We start from the raw sequence: 16,546 nt of genomic DNA on the forward strand, positions 1-16,546 counted from the left end.
CGTGGCGGTCGAGGAGAAACGCGCGTGGATCATGATCGTGGTCGCGGTGCTGTCGTACGGGACGTATTTGGCCGTCGTCCTCGGGCGCTCGGACGGCGGGCCGCTGGCCCAGCAGCCGTACGCAGCGGCGCTGCTGTGGACGGTCGGCGCGGCGATCGCCGCCTCGATCGCACTCCACATCACGGTCTCCCTCCTCTCGCCCGAGGAAGGCAGGGTCAAGGACCAGCGGGACCGGGAGATCCACCGGTTCGGTGACCACATCGGGCAGTCGTTCGTGGTGATCGGCGCCGTCGCGGGACTTGTGCTGGCGATGGCGGAGGCCGACCAGTTCTGGATCGCCAACGCCATTTACCTGGGGTTCGTCCTGTCGGCGCTGCTCGCGTCCACGGCGAAGATCGTCTCCTACCGGCTCGGCTTCCACCCGTGGTGAGGCCCACCCGGGTGACCAACAGCATCCGGACCCTGCGCTTCACCCACGGCGAGATGACGCAGGCCGAGCTGGCCCGCCGGATCGGTGTGACGCGCCAGACCGTCATTGCCATCGAACAGGGCCGCTACTCGCCCTCGTTGGAGAAGGCGTTCGAGATCGCCCGCGTCTTCTCGGTGCCCCTCGACTCCGTGTTCCAGTACAACGTCCCCGAAGGAGACGACGCATGAAGGCCATCGTCCAGGATGTCTACGGACCGCCCGAGGTCCTGCGGATCGAAGAAGTGGACCGGCCCGTGCCGGGTCGGGGCGAGGTGCTCATACGGGTGCGCGCGGCCGCCGTCGACCAGGGTGTCTGGCACCTGATGGCGGGCATGCCCTACGCGGTCCGGGCCGTGACCGGCCTGCGCAGACCCCGCACGCGGGTCCGCGGCATGGACGTCGCGGGGGTGGTGGAGGCGGTCGGCCAGGACGTCAGCCGCTTCCGGCCGGGCGACGAGGTGTACGGCAACTGCCACGGTTCCTTCGCCGAGTACGCCCGCGCCAAGGAGGGCACCCTCGCGCCCAAGCCGCGCGGCATCGGTTTCGAAGAGGCCGCGACCGTACCCGTCTCCGGGTGCACGGCGCTCAATGCCGTACGGGACAGCGGCCAGGTCACGGCGGGTCAGCGGGTGCTGGTCCTCGGCGCCTCGGGCGGCGTGGGCAGCTTCGCCGTGCAGGTGGCCAAGGCCTACGGGGCCCACGTCACGGGGGTGTGCAGCGGGGCCAAGGCGGACCTGGTCCGCTCCCTCGGCGCCGACGAGGTCGTCGACTACGCGCAGGAGGACCCCGTCGACGGCAGCCGCCGCTACGACGTCATCCTGGACATCGCCGGCAACCGGCCCCTCTCCCGGCTGCGCCGCGCCCTCACCCCTCGCGGGATCCTCGTCATCGTCGGCGGCGAAGGAGGCGGGAACTGGATCGGCGGCAACCAGCGGCAGCTCGGCGCCCTCCTGCTGTCGCCGTTCGTCGGCCACCGGCTCCGTCCGCTCGGCACCCTGGTGCGCCGCCGCGACCTCGAAGCCCTCACGGAGCTCATCGAGGCAGGTTCGGTGGCCCCCGCCGTCGACCGGACCTACCCGCTGGCCGAGGTTCCCGACGCCATCCGCCGTCTCCGGGACGGCCGGGTGCGCGGCAAGATCGCCATCGGGCTATGAGCCGGCCGCGGCGCCCCAGGTGATGCGGGCGGCCACCGGCAGGTGGTCGCTGCCGGTGGCGGGCAGCGTCCGGATCCCGCCGACGGTGCCCGAGCGCGCCAGGACCTGGTCGATCCGCGACACCGGGAAAGCCGCGGGCCAGCTGAGGGCGAACCCCCGCCGGGGCGCCGCCATCCGCGACGTCAACGGAGCGAGACCGCGGTCGTCCACGGTGCCGTTCAGGTCGCCGAGCAGGACCACCCGGTCCACCGGCTCGGCGGCGACGGCCGCGCCCAGCAGACGCGCGCTCTCGTCCCGCAGCTGCGAGGCGAAGCCGGACGGCCCGATGCGGACCGAGGGCAGGTGGGCGACGTACACCGCGACCTCGCCCTCCGGGGTGCTCACCCCGGCCCGCATGCCGCGGCTCCAGCCCTCCCCGATCCCGGCGGGTTTGATGTCCACGCGCCGGACGCCGGTCAGCGGGTACTTCGACCAGAGCCCGACCGTGCCCTCGACCGCGTGGTGCGGATACCGCGACTCAAGGGCCGCCGCGTAGGCCGGCAGCGCGGAGGGGGTCACCTCCTCCAGGGCGACGAGCTCAGGTGCGGCGGCCGCCAGGGCGGAGGCGGTGCCCGCCGGGTCCGGGTTCTCGTCGCTGACGTTGTGCTGGACCACCGTGAGGTGGTGGGCGCCGTGTTCGGCGGGCAGGAGCAGCCCGCCGAACTGGCCCAGCCATGCGAGGGCGGGCAGCAGGAGGGCCACCACGGCCACGGCCGACCGGCGTACCAGCGCCGCCGTGAGCAGCAGCGCAACCACCAGGCCGAGCCAGGGCAGGAAGGCTTCCACCAGGCTGCCGAGGCGGCCGACCGTGTTGGGCACGGCGGAGTGGAACATCAGCACGGCGGCGGTCAGCAGGGCGAGTGGGGTGAGAACGCGCCCGCGCGCACCCCCGGTCGCCCGCCACCGGGCACGGCGGTGCACGCTGCCGGCCGCACCGCCGCCCGTCTGCTCGGCCACAGTCCTGCCCCTTTCGTTCGGGACCCGTTCCCGTCGCCGTCCGTGTCCCGTCCTGACCCGTCCCGCAGGGACGAGCAGCAGCACGATGCCGCACGCTACGACGCATGATCCGCCGCCGGGGTTCCCGCCCGTCACCGGCGCATACGTCGCTGCCGAGGTGAGCGGACCTGCCTGTGCGAGAGTGACCGCGGGGGTCCGGCCGCAGGGGCCGGCCCGGGGCGGGAGGACGGGAGAGCCGCATGGGTGCAGCGAGGGTCGCGGTCGTGACGAGCGACACCGGACGCGGCCAGGACACCGATCTGCCGCTGTTGCTGGATGCCCTGCGCGCGGCGGGCCTGTCCGCGGAGCCGGTGGCCTGGGACGCTGCCCCGGGGCCCTGGGGCGGCTTCGACCTGGCCGTCATCCGCTCGACCTGGGACTACGTCGGACGGCTTGAGGAATTCCTGGCCTGGGCCGATGCGACGGCCCGCGTGACCCGCCTGTTGAATCCGGCACCGATGGTGCGCTGGAACAGCGACAAGCGCTATCTGCTCGACCTCGCCGGAGCCGGGGTCCCCGTGGTGCCGACCCGCTGCGTCGCCCCGGGCGAACAGTGCGCCGAGGAGGACTTCGACGGCCCGCACGGGGTGGTGGTCAAGCCCTCCGTCTCAGCGGGTGCGCGGGACACCGCGCGCTACGCACCGGGCCGTGCGGCCGACGCCCTACTGCACGCCCGCATGCTGCTTGAGCAGGGCCGCACCGCGATGGTCCAGCCGTACCTGCCGCTGGTGGAGGAGGGCGAACGCGCCCTCGTCTTCTTCGCCGGGACCTTCAGCCACGCGATTCGCAAGCAGGCCCTGCTGACCGAGCCCGGGCAGATGGACAACTCCCGCGTGGCGCACCCCGGGGCGCAGCTCCACGCCCCGACCGAGGCGGAGCTCCGTACGGCGCGCGCGGCGCTGGCCGCGGCGCCCGGCCCGGGGGAGCCGCTGTTCGCCCGGGTGGACCTGGTGCTGGACGGGGCCAGGGAGCCGGTGGTCATGGAACTGGAGCTCATCGAGCCGAACCTGTTCCTCGGACTCTCCCCGCAGGGAGCGGACCGGCTCGCCCGGGTCGTGGCGGCCGCGGCCCGGGAAGCGAAGGCATAGGGGATTGCTTCGGGGCCGGGCCGGCTCGTGCCGCCCGGCCCGACCGGCCGAGGACCGGCTACGACGTCCTGCACGCGCCGCGCATCCGGCGGCGGCGCAGCAGCAGGCCGACGCCCGCTCCGGCCAGGGCGGTGACCGCCACCCCCGCCGTGGTCCACCAGACGGCGTCCCCGTCGCCGCCGGACGCCGCCCGAGTCCCGGAGGGTGCCGGAGCGGGGGACGAAGCGTCCGCGGCGGTCGCCGCGGCAGAACCGGAACCGGAACCGGACGCCGAAGCGGCGTCGGGAGTCGGGGCCGAGACGGCCGGAGTTCCGCCGGTCGCGGCACCTGTGGTCCCCGCGCCGGTGGTCGGAGCCGGGTCCACCACGGGCACACCGACTTCGAGTTCACCCTTGCCGAGTGCGGGGAACCCCACCTCGACCGTGACCTTCCACGAACCGGGCGGCAGCGTCTCGGCCGTGGTCCAGCCGGCGGGCGCCGCCGCCGGGTCGCGCACGAGGGGCCAGGGGCCCATCGTGCGCGTGCCGTCGACGCTGACCGCGTTCACGGTGGCGGCGACGGTCTCGTCGATGGCGTCGCCGTCGTTCTCCCAGGTGATGTCGGTGGTGACGTGTCCGGCGCGTTGCCCGGTCACCACCACCTTCAGGGTGTCTCCGTGGGCATGGGCGGCAGCGGGGATCAGGAACATGAGACCGAGTGCGGTCAGGGTGGCCGAGAGAACGATTCGTATGCGCATCGTCGGGGTGCTCCGGTCGAGATGAGGGGTACCGGCGGACGGCCGCACGGGGGCGGCCGTCCGCCGGGGGTGGGATCACGGCGTCACGGGGTGGTCCCGGTGCCGGGGCGTGGGAGCGCCTGGGCCTCCGGGCGTGGCGGCAGTGCTCAGCCGGACTTCTGGAGGGTCCAGGCCTGCGCCGCGCGGCCGTCCGCACGCTGGAGGTCGAGCAGCCAGTTCCCGTAGTAGGGGCGGTTGCTGACGGTGAGGGCGAAGCCGCCGCTCGGATCCGTGACGGTCACCGCGCCACCGCGGGTCGTCAGCTTCCAGGCCTGCGCGCCGTTGTTCTTGTCGCAGGGCTGCTGCGAGACCCACATGCCCTGGGCGGGTGCTCCGCCCGGCTGGAGGCACTTGCCGGAGACGGCGGACCGGATGCGGACCTGGCCGCTGCCCGCGTCGTCGAAGTACCACTGCTGCTGGGCGTAGCCGTTGGCGCGGCCGCCGACGAGCACGGTGCCGTCGGCGGTGCGGCCGCCCCAGACCTCGGCCGCCATGCCGGTGCTGCCGTTGCCGAGCGTGTAGCGGCTGTTCGGGGTGGTGGCCCCGCCGCCGGCACCGGTCGTACGGAAGCTCGCGGCCTTGCCGGGACCGCTGTCGCGGCCGGAGCCGTCACGGGCGGAAACGGTCACCTTGTACTCGGTGTTGGGCTGGAGGTTGTAGATGCGCAGCACCTGCGACTGGACCCACGCCAGGTGCTTGCCGTTCAGCATGACCTGGTACCAGGAGGTGCCATCGACCTTGGGCCAGCTCACCACGACGGAGTTGGACTGGATCTGGGCCGCTGTCGCGGTCGGTCCGCCCGTGGGCTGCTTGGTCGGCGTCGGGCTGGGCTTCTTCGTGGGCGTCGGGTCCGGGTTGGGACCGGGGTCCGTGCCGCCGCCACCGCCCTTGTTCTTCATCAGGAACTGGTTGTCGGCGATGTTCCAGTGCGTGGCCAGGTAACTCCCCGGCTTGGGACTGGTGTGGAAGTAGTCGTCGTGGTTGCAGTCCAGGATGTTCTCGGACGCCTGGTTGGTGCAGATGTTGCGCATCTGCGGGTAGTACGGGGTATCCGAGTAGCACATGACGTCGTACTCGTCGGTGCAGTGCGCGCCGCGGCTGGTGTTCGGGGCGCTGTTGTTGACGGCGCCCAGGTTGTGGCCGAGCTCGTGCGCGGCGGTGTGACCGCCCCAGCAGCCGGAGTCCGTGCGTCCGTAGGACGGGCCGAAGTTGCTCTGGTTCGCCTGGCCGGGGCGCTCGTCGCCCGCGAAGGTGCCGATACCGCAGTAGACCTGGCTGTCGGCGAAGATCATGTACTTGCGGTCGCGGCGGTCGAGGCCCTTGGCGGCGAGCGCGTTGTTCGTCGCGCTGAACTCGGCGAGGGCGTTGGCCGGGAGCTCGATGTTGAGCACGGTCGGAGTACAGTCGGCGGCGGTGACGTAGCGGATGTGCCGTACGCCGCCGGTCTCCTTGGCGCTCGCCGAGTAGATGAGGTCGGCGTCGGCCGCCCACTTGCGGAACGAGGCCACGTACTCGGAGTAGCGGTCCTTGCCGGGGGCGTGGACGTACACGACCTGCACGCGGTTGCCGGTGCTGCCGTCGCCTTCGCACTGGACGGTCTGGCCGGCCGGGCCCGCGGCGACGGCCTGGCCGCCCTCGGCGGCGGCCGGCTGGGGCGCACTGTCCTTGGTGGCCGCGGCGTCGGCAGCGGGCGCGTCCTGAGGACGCCCGCCGCCTTCCTTGGTGGCCGGGTCGTCGGCGGAGGGCTTCGCCGGATCGGCCGCCGGGGCACTCTCCTTGACGGCCGGCGGGATGTCCTTCGTGATGTCGACGCCCTTGGGCGGGGCGTCGGGTCCGTGGGTGCAGTGTCCGTCCCCGGTGCGGTAGACACCGACGCAGCGGTCGCCCTTGGGCGCGGGCTGGAGGCCGTCGTAGACCATGCCGCGCGCGTTCTCGTTGGAGGGCGCCGCGGAGAGGGGCTCCGGCTCCTGGTCGCGGGCGGGGGCGGCGGCCGGAGCGGAGGCGGCGGCCTCGACGGATCCGGCGGCCTGGGCACCGTCGCCGAGCCCGGAGTAGGCAACGCCCGCGGCGATCACCGCTCCTGCTGCCAGGGCGGCGGTGGCGAGTATCAACCGCCGGGGTTTGCGGCGGTGGTCGGTGGACCGGCGTCTGCGACGTCCTGTCATGGGCACCTCAAATCATTGTCGGACTAGTGGGTGCGCGGAAGCCTGCCAGACGAATGCCGCGGAGAATTCGGACAAACGGGGGCGTGGCCCAGGAAATCATTCCGTTACCTGTCGGCATAATTTGACGAACACTCAACTCGCAATAGACAAAGGCGAGTTACGCGCGTCACGCGCCAAAGGTCCAGTCCTTTGAGGGTGGGTTGTTATCAAATCGAGATATGATGCGGAAGCTTATTGACGGGAATTCAGTCAGGAATTCACCTAATTACTACCTGCCGAATTCCCTCCGTCACGAGCGGTGAGGGCCCACCCCTCGACTTCCGCCCGGCGGCCCGTCGGCTCCCGTACGGAGCCCGCCAGTTGCCGAAACCCGTCCCCGCCTCCGGCCCATGTGCGGGCACCGGCCCGGAGGACGTGCGCGACCGGAGCCGCCCCGCACCTGAAAGGAGCGGGGCGGCAGGGCGGTTCCGGGCCGGATGTCAGTCGTCGACGACGCTCAGGTCGATGCGGGCGAGGCGCTCGGGGTCGGTGAGGATGTCGAGCGCGACGATCCGGCCGTCCCGGACGGTGAACGCCATGACCGACATCGCGCGGCCCTCCGCCAGCGCGACCACGCCGGGAAGCCCGTTGACCAGCACCGGACGCGAGGCCTCGGCGAATCGGGCGAAGGTGATCGCCTGCGAGGCGACCTCGGCCGCGCCCCGGCGCACCAGCGAGGGGCGCAGCGCACCGCCGTCCGAGCGCGCCACGACCTCGGGGTCGAGGACGTCGACCAGGGCGTCGAAGTCCCCGCCGCGCGAGGCGGCGAGGAAGGCGTCGACGACCGCCCGCAGTCGGGCCGGGTCCGGATCCGGAGGGGGTACGACGCCCTGCACCCGGCGGCGGCCGCGGCTGGCGAGCTGCCGTGTCGCGGCCGGGCTGCGCCCGAGGACCGGGGCGATCTCGTCGAAGGGCACCGCGAACAGGTCGTGGAGTACGAAGGCCAGGCGCTCGGCGGGTGCGAGCGTCTCCAGAACGACCATCAGGGCGATGCCGACCGAGTCCGCCAGGAGGATCTCCTGCTCCGGGTCGAGGCCGTCCGCCCGGCTGACGATCGGGTCGGGAATCCGGACCTGCCCGTCCTGGTCGTGCAGTGGATCCTCGCGCCGGGTCGTGCGCGAGCGCAGCATGTCCAGGCACACCCGCCCGACCACGGTGGTCAGCCAGCCGCCCAGGTTCTCCACCGCGTCGGCGTCGGAGCGGTTCAGCTTGAGCCACGCCTCCTGCACGGCGTCCTCCGCCTCGCTGAGCGAGCCCAGCATCCGGTAGGCCACCGCCCGCAGGTGGGGCCGGTGCTCCTCGAACCGCCGCGCCAGCAACTCTTTCCCGCTCACCCGTCACATCCCCGTGTCAGAAGGCCAGTCCGGGATCGGACGATAACCGAGCTCCCAACGGGGCGCGCGTGCATATGAGTTGGCGCACGGCTTCCGCGAGCCCCGCCAGGGGCGGGGGAGGAGCGGGAAGAGCTGGAGGAGCGGCACACCGTCACTCCACGGCTCGGCCTACGCCCGGGCCGCCGCCTTGCGCAGGTGGCGGTAGAGGCGGTCGCGGTCGTCGTAGAGCCCGCGGCTGTCGGTCGGCACCAGGGCGCCGTTGACCGCCATGGTCGGGGTTCCCTCGGCCGGCGAATTGCTCATCGCCTCGTCCGCGGCCTCCACGAACTCCCGGTGCTTCGTCTCCAGCACGGCCGCGTCGAACTCCGGGCCGCGCAGGCCCGGCACCTTGACGGCCAGGGCCAGCAGCCGGTCCCGCGTGAAGCCGCCGGCCTTGCGCACCTTCGCCTGGTGGCGGTAGAGCAGCTCGTGGTACTCGGTGAACTTGTTGTGGTCCACGGCGGCGCGCAGCGCGTTCGCGGCGAACTTCGACCCCGGGCCGAGGAAGGACCCCAGGGTGAACTGGAGCTGCAGCGCGTCGTTGCGGGCCGCCTGTTTCAGGTAGGGGCCGTTGCCGTCCAGCTCGAACTCGGCGCAGGCGGGGCAGCTCAGGTCCTCGTAGACCCGTACCGAGAGGGGGGCGGTCGGGTTCCCGATCACGATCGTGGTGCCGTCGGCGGCCAGGGACTCCCGCGCCGCGGGCAGGTTCGCGCTCGCCGACACGTCGAGCGGATCGTGGCCCTCGCTCTTCTGGCCGCCGCCCCGGCCGGTCGCCTCGCACGCGCCGACGGACGACGCCACGGCGAGGGCCGCGGCCGTGCCGAGGAATCCGCGTCTGGTTCTGACCTGCATCAATGTCCTTTCCCCCTGATCAACAGGGAGACCTTACGTGCTTCCGCATCCCACCACGCACCGGGTTTCCGCGAACCCCGCGCGATGGCCGTCAGCCGGTGGGCGGCGTGCGCGGCGCTTCGGCGTCCACCGTCACGGCACAGTCCATACACCCGGCCCGGTGCCACCGTGGCCTCCGCATGCCCCGTCTACCCTGTTCGAATGTCGACGCGAGGCGTGGGGGAAACCGAAGGGGACTGGGCCGGCCTGTTCGAGGGGATCGAAGCCCTGGCCGCACAGCCCTCGATGCGGCAGGCGTGGCTGCGCGGACTGCGGCACATCGCGTCGGCGGACGTGCTGGTGCGGCTGCTGGACGTGGTGGACACGTCCGTCATCGCGGACCTGCCGACCGAGGTCGTCGACGCCGTGATCGCGCATCCCGACCGAAGGGTGCGCGGGCGACTCGCGGAGACCCGTAGAGGCATGAGCATCGACCAGTGGGCGAGACTGATCGCCAGTGAGACCGGTGCCGACCGCGGGCGCTTCCAATGGCTGGCCACCGGGCGCTGCCCGAAGGTGCCCGAGCCCCGGTTCGAGCGCTGGGCGCGCGACCCGGATCCGCGCATCCGTCTGCGGGCCCTGTGGTTCCGTGGCCTTCCGCAGGAGCCGGCACGGGCCTTGGCCGCAGATCCCGATCCGGAGGTGCGTGCGGAAGCCTGCGGATACGCCTGGCCGTATCTGGACGCGGGCCGACGGTCCGCACTGGTCGACGACCCCTCGCCCCGGGTCCGGGAGGCCGCCCGTCGGCGCGCCGGCTTCGACCGTCCGATGTCACGGACGGAGTACGACGCCCTGACTCCCGCGGAGCGGTGGCGCGCGGTGCCCGTCCAGCTGCTCGGGCGCGACCTCGCCGAGCACCTGGTCCGCAGCGGGGAGCGCGGACTGCGCCAGAATCTGGTCGACAACGAGCGTCTGGACGCCGACCTGATCACCGAGCTGGCCCACGACGAGGACCCCCATGTGCGCGCCGCGGTTGCCGTCCGAGCCGACGTCCCCGAAGCGCTGCGCGCGTCGATCAGCGCGGGACTGCCCTTGGACACCCCCTACTGGGCCGTGGGCTGGGTCGAGGAGTGCCACGACGATCCCGATGCGATGCGACGCCTGGCACGGTCCGCGAGCATCGGCATCCGGCGCAGTGTCGCGCGAGCCCGTCATCTGCCCCCGGACGTCGTGGACCGCCTCTCCCGCGACCCGGACACCCACGTGTCCTACAACCTCGCCTCCTGCTGCGAGGACGCTCCCGCCGAGTTGCTGCTGGAAGTCGCGCTGGGGCGGCACGGCGGCCTACTCCATCTGAACCACCCGAACTTCCCCCGCCACGCGCTCCTGTCCTTCGCCGACGATCCGGACCCGCTGCGGCGCCGACTGGCCCTCGAATCCCCGGAGTCCACCCCCGGGCTCGCCGAGCGCCTGGCCGACGACCCGGACGAGCGCGTCCGGGAGCGTGCCGCAGCCGACCCGAGGCTCTCGCCCCCCACCGTCCTGCGCCTGCTCGACTCCACCCCGCGGACGCGCCGAGCCGCCCTCGGCAATCCTCGGCTCCCCGTGCCCACCCTGATCCGCCTGCTCCGCGCCCCCGACACGGCCGAGGACGCGGCCGCGAACCCGGCGATCCCCAAGGCGGTCGTACGGCAGTTGGCCGAGCTGTCCTGCGAGGAGGGGGCGCACTCGGCGCGCAAGGGGCGCGTTCTGTAGAAGATCAATTCGAGTGTGCGCCCGCGGGTGACGCTCGGTCCTTCAAGATCGTCCCATTGCTAGCGTCCTGGCCATGACTCACTCCATGGAGTCCGGCCCCGCGCCGGACCGCTTCGTGCTGCCCTCCGCCCGCAAAGCGAGCGAATCGTTTCGGCCGGTCGTACTGGACCTCGCACGCCCGGCTGATGCCGCGACCCTGACCGCGTTGCGGGAATCGGGCCTCCTGCGCGAGATCCACGACCGGATCGAGGACCAGGTGGAGGAACTCCTGCGCTGCCTGGCGCCCCGGGACCCCTTCGGCGGCAGGTCGCCGGCCGACGCGGTCGCCGACGAACTGGGCGACAGGCCCGCCGCATACGGCCGTTGGATCTGGTACCCGTGGTCCGGACGCCTGGTGCACCTGCTGCCCGAAGCACAGTTCCGCCTGGTCCGCACCGACCGCAACCGCGACAAGATCACCCGCGGGCAGCAGCAGGACCTGCTGCGCCGCCGGGTGGGCGTCATCGGACTGTCGGTGGGCAGCAGCGCCGCGCTGACCTGCGCCATGGAGGGCGTCGGCGGAGCCTTCAGACTCGCCGACTTCGACCGCCTCGGCCTGTCCAACCTCAACCGGCTCCGGGCCGGGGTGCACGAACTCGGCGTGGAGAAGAGCGTGCTGTGCGCCCGGCGCATGTTCGAACTGGACCCCTACCTGGACATCGAGATCCACCGCGGCGGCGTCACCGAGGAGACCGTCGAGGACTTCATCGGCGACGGGGACCGCGCCCTGGACCTGCTGGTCGAGGAGTGCGACACGCCCTGGGTCAAGGTCGCCGCCCGCGAACAGGCACGCCGTCGGCGCGTCCCCGTCCTCATGGACACCAACGACCGAGGCCTCCTCGACATCGAGCGCTTCGACCTCGAACCGGACCGCCCGCTCTTCCACGGCCGCATCGGCGCCACGACCGCCGCCGACGTACGAGGCCTCGACCGGGAGGCGGCCATCCGCTTCCTCCTCACCATCGTCGACGAGCGGCGCCTGAGCCCCGCCATGACCGACGCGCTCACCCGTGTCGGCCGTACCCTCTCCAGCTGGCCGCAGCTCGCCAGCGGCGTCATGCTCGGCGCGGCCCTCGTCACCGACACCGCCCGCCGCATCCTGCTCGGCGAACCGCTGCCCTCCGGCCGCCACTCCATCGACCTCGAAGCCCTGCTCCCCGCCCCGCGCCCCGTGCCCGCCCCGCACGGAGCCGGCCGGTGAACCGAGTCCCCGAACTCCGTGGCGACCACCTCCGGCTGCGTGAGCTGCGCGCCGGGGACCACGAGGCCTTCGCACGGATCCTCACCCACCGCGTGCTCACCCGCTACCTCGGGATCGACCGCATGGACCCGGCCCAGGCCCACGACGCCTTCGCCCAAACCCTGGCCCAGCCCCACACCCACCCGCGCCGCAAGTACACCCTCGCCGTCTGCGCTCCGGACGACGACGTCCTCGTCGGCACCATGGGACTCCTCGTCGAGGACTACGGCAGCAACGCGATGCTCACCAGCCTGGTCCTGCTTCCCGGAGCTCCCGTACGCGGACACGGCCACGAGGCCGGCCGGCTGCTGATGGCCTACGGCTTCGGGCACCTGGGTCTGCACCGCATCTGGGCCGGTCATCGCAGCGACCACCACTTCATGCCGCAGGTGATGCACGCCGCCGGCCTCCGGCCCGAGGCCACCCTCCGCCAGCTCTTCCACACCCAGGGCTGCTGGCACGACGTGACCACGTACGCGACCGTCGCCCCCGAGTGGAAGTCCCAGGCCACCCCCGGAGAACTCGCCATTCTCGACGGCGCGGCCCTGCTCGACCGAGTCTGACCCCCTCCAGCCGGAGGGCGGCGCCGACGCGGCGGCCAGGTGGGCCTGTGTCCGTCCGGGGCGGCACTTCCAGCCGGCCTCGTACGCACACAGGCACGGGCCTGGGCCTGTACTTGGAACCATGAACCCACTGCCGGTGCGGCCTCACGGCCCTGGGGCTTCGCACGCCCGGACGGGCAGCCGGGAGCCCTCGCACATGCGTCTGCGGGATCACACCCGGCCGAGGTCCGAGCTCACCCAGCGGGACGGCCGCATGTGGACCACGACCTGCTCGCCGTGGTTCTTCCACGCGTCGTCGACGTAGCCGTCCACCTTGTCGGCCGGCAGGTACCGGGCGGAGATCGACTCCAGCTGCCCGCGGGTGGCCGGTTCGACCGAGACGACCGGTCCCTCGACCGACACGTAGCGGACCGTCGGCTCCACACGGTCGACCATCAGGCTGAACCGGCCCGCGGCAGCGATCAGCTCGGCCTTGCGGGAGTCCCGCCCGGTCATGATCCAGATGTCGCCGCCGGGGGAGTAGTCGTACCAGATCGGTACCGTCAGCGGGGCGCGGTCGTCGCCCGCGCTCACGGCGAGGGCGGCGATGTGGGGTTCGGCGAGGAACTGCTCACGCTCGGTCCGGGACAGGGCCACGACATCCTCCTACTGACAGGGCGGAAAGGCGTACTCCCGGAGAACACCGTCCCGACGCCGGACCATTCCCCGGCCCTCGCCCACCCGGGCGGCACACGGATAGCCGCCCGACCACCCCTGCCCGAGGGTCCCCGCTCGCCCTCAGTGGACGGTGGCGCCCAGGTAGTCGAGGGCCGCGCGGGCGAATCCCGGTGCGGTGCGCGGGCATTGCCAGCGGTCGAGGATCTCGGGCCCGGAGAGGTTCGCGGGCTCGGCCTCGTCGTCCTCCGGTTCATCGAGGGAGGCCGCGGGAAGCAGGTTCTCGGGCAGCAGCCCGTTCAGCGCCCGGTCCAGCGGGGAGCCCAGCACCTCCAGGCAGGCGGGAAGGTGCTCCAGCACATCGTCCGCGTCGGCGTCGTACGGATGCCAGCCGTGCGGGCACGCCCTGCCGTCGTCGCCGCGGGCGATCCGGCGCAGTACGGAGGTGACCTCGTCCTCGACGCCCGGACCGGGGTTGCCGAAGGCGACGTAGGGCGCGAGCATCAGCAGGCCCAGCGTCCAGTACAGCACGGGACCGTCCTCGGGCCCCGCCGCCGTGGCGTCGAGCCGACGGGCGCAGTCGCGCACCGCCGCGTCCCTGTCCCCGGCGTGGTAGCCGTGACGCAGCTCTTCCCAACTGCTGAAGCGATCACCCCAGTTGTCGGGCACTGGTATGACCGTCGACATGTCTTCGTGCTCCGTTCGCGAGTTGCCTGCCTCGCCCGTCAGGGGGACGTGCGGTGCGCCGTGACGGTTTCAGTCCTCGGTGCGGGCACCCTTCGGGGGGACGAAAGGGAGCAGCGATGCCACTGTATCTGTCGAGGTTCAGCTATACGCCGGAGACCTGGGCGCGGCTGACCGGCCACCCCGAGGACCGCGCCGAGGCGGCCCGGGCGTACATCGAGTCCGTCGGCGGGCGGCTCCACGGCTTCTGGTACGCCTTCGGCACCCACGACGGCTACAACCTGTGGGAGGCCCCGGACAACGTGTCGATGGCCGCAGTGGCGCTGGCGATCAGCCGTGGTGGCGCGCTCCGCTCGTTCGAGACGACCGTCCTGCTGACAGTCGAGGAGACCCTGGAGGCCCTGAACAAGGCGGGGCAGGTCGGGTACCGGGCTCCCGGCGCATAGCGACAGCGCGAATTCCACGCGACAACCGCGGCCGCCCCCGCAATCATTGGCCGGTTGCCTGTTGGGCCGTGCCGGCCCGCGCAGCGGCTCTGCGGGGTGCTCCTGGTGCGGCTGGCGGTCCTCGAAGTGGAGTGCGTTTGTTCGTTTTTGTGTGTACGGGGTGCGGGGCCGAGCTGACCGCCCCGCTGTCCCAGGTCGCCCTGCCGGTCCACGCCCATCAGAAGTACGGCAACGGGACCCAGCTCCCGGTGCTCATGGAGTCGGGCACCTTCGCCGTGGAATCGGAGCCCTGGGGGCCGCCGTGGCGCAGGTGGGAGGACATCCATCCGGACGAGGCAGCGGCCCGAGGTGTCCTCGCGCCGGTCCACGCCCTGTCCGACGGTGCGCCCGGCGCGATCGTCATCGCACCCGGCGACGCCCACGGCACCGTACTGATTCCGGAAAACCGGGGCGGCGGCAACTGCTGCGGCCTCGACGGTTCCGCCGGTCCCAACGTGGCCTGCGCGGCGTGCGCCCTGCCCGTGGCGAGCCGGATCGACGACTGCTCGCTCTGGCAGGCGATGTGGCTCGCCCCGAGTGCCGTACGCCGCCTCCCCGTCGACGGCACCGACGCCGTGCCGGTTTCCTGGGCGGAGCTGATGGCGGATGGCGAAGGCACGCCCCCGTTCGAGCCGCTCGCCGAGTGGGGGTCGCGGCTGCGGGCGGGCCACTGGTCGCATCACCGGTGGTCATGGAGCCCGCAGTGGGAGGCGGCGGCCGGCCGGGCACTGGCCCATCTGCTGGCCGCCTCGCAGGGCCGTCCCGTGGAGGTCCCGGACGGTTTGGCCGCAGAGGTGTTCCGGCGCACGCTCGACGCCCTGCTGCCGGCGGGATCGCCCGCGCGGCGCGCCGTCCTGGCCGGACCGGGACGACCGGCTCCGTACGGGGAGGCCGACATCCTCCTTGTACCGGTCCATCCGCAGACCGGAGAGGTCTGGACCCCGGCCGCCCCGGCGGGGTACCCGGTGCCCCTGCCGTTCGGGGTGTGGCTGTGGCTGGCCTTCCCCGAACAGGACCCGCCCGTCCCCACGTCGGGGGTCCTCCCCGACGGCGTCCTCCGGGACGACTTCGACCCACCCGCGCCACGCCCCCTCCGCCTCTTCCGAGCAGACCCGGAAACCTTCCGGCGCACCCTGGCCCGGCTGCCGCAGGTCCGCAGCCCCTGGCTGCGGGCGGTCCATGACAACCTCACGCAGCACATCCGGGCCGGCTACTTCTAGCGTGGTCGCTGTCGCTGTCGCTGTCAGCGGGGCTGGGCCCACGGGTCTTCGTTCGGTTCGGGCCGTTCGGCGTGGAGCATGGTGCGGACGCAGCGCTGCAGTCCCGTCTCGCCGGTTGCACCGGCGGAGACCATCCAGGGCAGGGTTTCCATGGCCCGGGCGCGTTCCTCCGTGGTGAGGTGGTCGACGGCGGCGCGCAGGTCGTCGGGGGCGGGTTCGCGGGTGAGGCAGAGCCAGCCGATCGCGGCGGCCGGCCGGACCTCGGGCGCCTGCGTCCGGTCCCGCCACCGTTCTCGCAGCCATGCGGTGGTCGGCGGGTGGGGGTGGGCGCGGGTGGCTTCGGCGACGGCGAGGACCAGGCCCGCGCGGACGATCGGGTCCTGCTCGGCGGCGAGCCGGGTACGGAAGGCGGCGCGGGTCATGCGGTCGGGGCCGTCGAGCAGGGGCTGCAGGAGGGCGGTGTCGGCGCTGATCGCGGCCCGCGCGGCAGCGGCCGACCAGCCCGCCGGGTAGCCGGTCACCTCGACGCCGTAGTCGTCGTAGTCGTCGGCGAGGTCGTCGTACCGGATGTGGCCGCGGTGGAGCAGCAGCTCGCCGCGGGAGGCGACGCCGAAGTGGCGGGCGCGGGCCGGGGAGGAGACTTGGGCGAGCGCCTCCGTACGGTACGGGTGACGGGTGTCGGCGGCGATCCGGATCAGGAACGGTACGGCGAGCACGGCGGCGGCCCGCATGTCGTCGGCGCACATGCCGCCCACGACGCCCGCTCCCGTGCGGGCGGGCGAGTTGCCGGTGTGCAGCAGGTGAACGGCCTCCCGGACGTGATCTCCCCGCGGGAAGTGCTCCCAGGGGACTTCGTCCAGCAGGAATCCGTCCTTGGCCGCGGGCCGGATGCCGGACACCACCGCCCCGTTCACCAGTGCGGCACCTTCCCCCCGAGACCGTGCAGGGGTCCCGGCGGATGCGCCGGGACGAGCCGGT

General features: G+C 72.7%; 17 protein-coding genes. 9 read left to right on the top strand and 8 right to left on the bottom strand.

From position 1 onward, the window contains the following. The first annotated feature begins 1 nt into the window (after position 1). The 3 genes from E6U81_RS05110 to E6U81_RS05120 are packed head-to-tail and all read left to right on the top strand — an operon-like array spanning position 2 to position 1,622. On the top strand, positions 2–430 hold the full coding sequence (locus E6U81_RS05110; protein ID WP_136228848.1) for a hypothetical protein: 429 nt from the start codon (positions 2–4) through the stop codon (positions 428–430). Between the two features lie 11 nt (positions 431–441). Next, positions 442–657 carry a helix-turn-helix transcriptional regulator gene (locus E6U81_RS05115; RefSeq protein WP_240803638.1) on the top strand — a complete coding sequence of 72 codons (216 nt, stop codon included), beginning with the start codon at positions 442–444 and terminating at the stop codon, positions 655–657. Continuing rightward, positions 654–1,622 (top strand): NAD(P)-dependent alcohol dehydrogenase, encoded by a 969-nt coding sequence (locus E6U81_RS05120; protein ID WP_136228850.1) that lies wholly within the window; start codon positions 654–656, stop codon positions 1,620–1,622. The genes E6U81_RS05115 and E6U81_RS05120 overlap by 4 nt, the downstream gene beginning before the upstream one ends. Here E6U81_RS05120 and E6U81_RS05125 read toward each other — a convergent pair. Further along, entirely contained in the window at positions 1,617–2,582 is a 966-nt protein-coding gene (locus tag E6U81_RS05125; protein WP_240803662.1) for an endonuclease/exonuclease/phosphatase family protein, read from the bottom strand. The two genes, E6U81_RS05120 and E6U81_RS05125, sit on opposite strands and share 6 nt — an antisense overlap. Before the next feature lie 275 nt (positions 2,583–2,857). Between E6U81_RS05125 and E6U81_RS05130 the strand changes: the two genes are divergently transcribed. Next, a complete protein-coding gene (locus E6U81_RS05130) occupies positions 2,858–3,745 on the top strand; it encodes a hypothetical protein (RefSeq protein ID WP_136228851.1) in 888 nt (295 codons plus the stop codon). 58 nt (positions 3,746–3,803) lie between these two features. Here the strand turns inward: E6U81_RS05130 and E6U81_RS05135 are convergent, their stop codons facing one another. From E6U81_RS05135 to E6U81_RS05150, 4 genes are all read right to left on the bottom strand, one after another. Continuing rightward, complete coding sequence (locus E6U81_RS05135) at positions 3,804–4,481, bottom strand: hypothetical protein (protein WP_136228852.1); 678 nt, start codon at positions 4,479–4,481, stop codon at positions 3,804–3,806. Between the two features lie 146 nt (positions 4,482–4,627). Further along, a complete protein-coding gene (locus E6U81_RS05140; protein ID WP_240803639.1) occupies positions 4,628–6,685 on the bottom strand; it encodes an RICIN domain-containing protein in 2,058 nt (685 codons plus the stop codon). A 479-nt stretch (positions 6,686–7,164) separates the two neighbouring features. Continuing rightward, a complete protein-coding gene (locus E6U81_RS05145; protein ID WP_136228853.1) occupies positions 7,165–8,058 on the bottom strand; it encodes a sigma-70 family RNA polymerase sigma factor in 894 nt (297 codons plus the stop codon). A gap of 168 nt (positions 8,059–8,226) precedes the next feature. Then, a complete protein-coding gene (locus E6U81_RS05150) occupies positions 8,227–8,949 on the bottom strand; it encodes a thioredoxin domain-containing protein (RefSeq protein ID WP_136228854.1) in 723 nt (240 codons plus the stop codon). 201 nt (positions 8,950–9,150) lie between these two features. Here E6U81_RS05150 and E6U81_RS05155 point away from each other — a divergent pair, with 201 nt between their 5' ends. From E6U81_RS05155 to E6U81_RS05165, 3 genes are all read left to right on the top strand, one after another. Beyond that, complete coding sequence (locus tag E6U81_RS05155; protein WP_136228855.1) at positions 9,151–10,683, top strand: PE-PGRS family protein; 1,533 nt, start codon at positions 9,151–9,153, stop codon at positions 10,681–10,683. A 73-nt stretch (positions 10,684–10,756) separates the two neighbouring features. Then, the gene (locus E6U81_RS05160) at positions 10,757–11,923 is read left to right on the top strand and encodes a ThiF family adenylyltransferase (protein ID WP_240803640.1); all 1,167 of its coding nucleotides are present in this window, start codon (positions 10,757–10,759) and stop codon (positions 11,921–11,923) included. After that, positions 11,920–12,525 (top strand): GNAT family protein, encoded by a 606-nt coding sequence (locus E6U81_RS05165; RefSeq protein WP_136228856.1) that lies wholly within the window; start codon positions 11,920–11,922, stop codon positions 12,523–12,525. Before E6U81_RS05160 ends, E6U81_RS05165 begins: the two co-directional genes overlap by 4 nt. Positions 12,526–12,735: 210 nt before the next feature. On the opposite strand, the gene E6U81_RS05170 is transcribed toward E6U81_RS05165, so the two are convergent. Both E6U81_RS05170 and E6U81_RS05175 read right to left on the bottom strand, forming a co-directional pair. Then, a complete protein-coding gene (locus E6U81_RS05170; RefSeq protein ID WP_136228857.1) occupies positions 12,736–13,161 on the bottom strand; it encodes a pyridoxamine 5'-phosphate oxidase family protein in 426 nt (141 codons plus the stop codon). 141 nt (positions 13,162–13,302) lie between these two features. Beyond that, a complete protein-coding gene (locus E6U81_RS05175) occupies positions 13,303–13,866 on the bottom strand; it encodes a hypothetical protein (protein WP_136228858.1) in 564 nt (187 codons plus the stop codon). Between the two features lie 116 nt (positions 13,867–13,982). On the opposite strand from E6U81_RS05175, the gene E6U81_RS05180 reads away from it, so the two are divergent. Then, positions 13,983–14,309, top strand: a complete 327-nt coding sequence (locus E6U81_RS05180; protein WP_136228859.1) for a GYD domain-containing protein — start codon at positions 13,983–13,985, stop codon at positions 14,307–14,309. A 137-nt stretch (positions 14,310–14,446) separates the two neighbouring features. Further along, positions 14,447–15,568, top strand: coding sequence for a hypothetical protein (locus E6U81_RS05185; protein ID WP_136228860.1), 1,122 nt, complete (start codon positions 14,447–14,449; stop codon positions 15,566–15,568). Between the two features lie 23 nt (positions 15,569–15,591). Here E6U81_RS05185 and E6U81_RS40870 read toward each other — a convergent pair whose 3' ends face one another. After that, complete coding sequence (locus tag E6U81_RS40870; RefSeq protein WP_240803641.1) at positions 15,592–16,482, bottom strand: hypothetical protein; 891 nt, start codon at positions 16,480–16,482, stop codon at positions 15,592–15,594. Between the last annotated feature and the right edge of the window lie 64 nt (positions 16,483–16,546).

This window comes from Streptomyces sp. A0592 (genome assembly GCF_004795115.1).
Lineage (GTDB): Bacteria > Actinomycetota > Actinomycetes > Streptomycetales > Streptomycetaceae > Streptomyces > Streptomyces erythrochromogenes.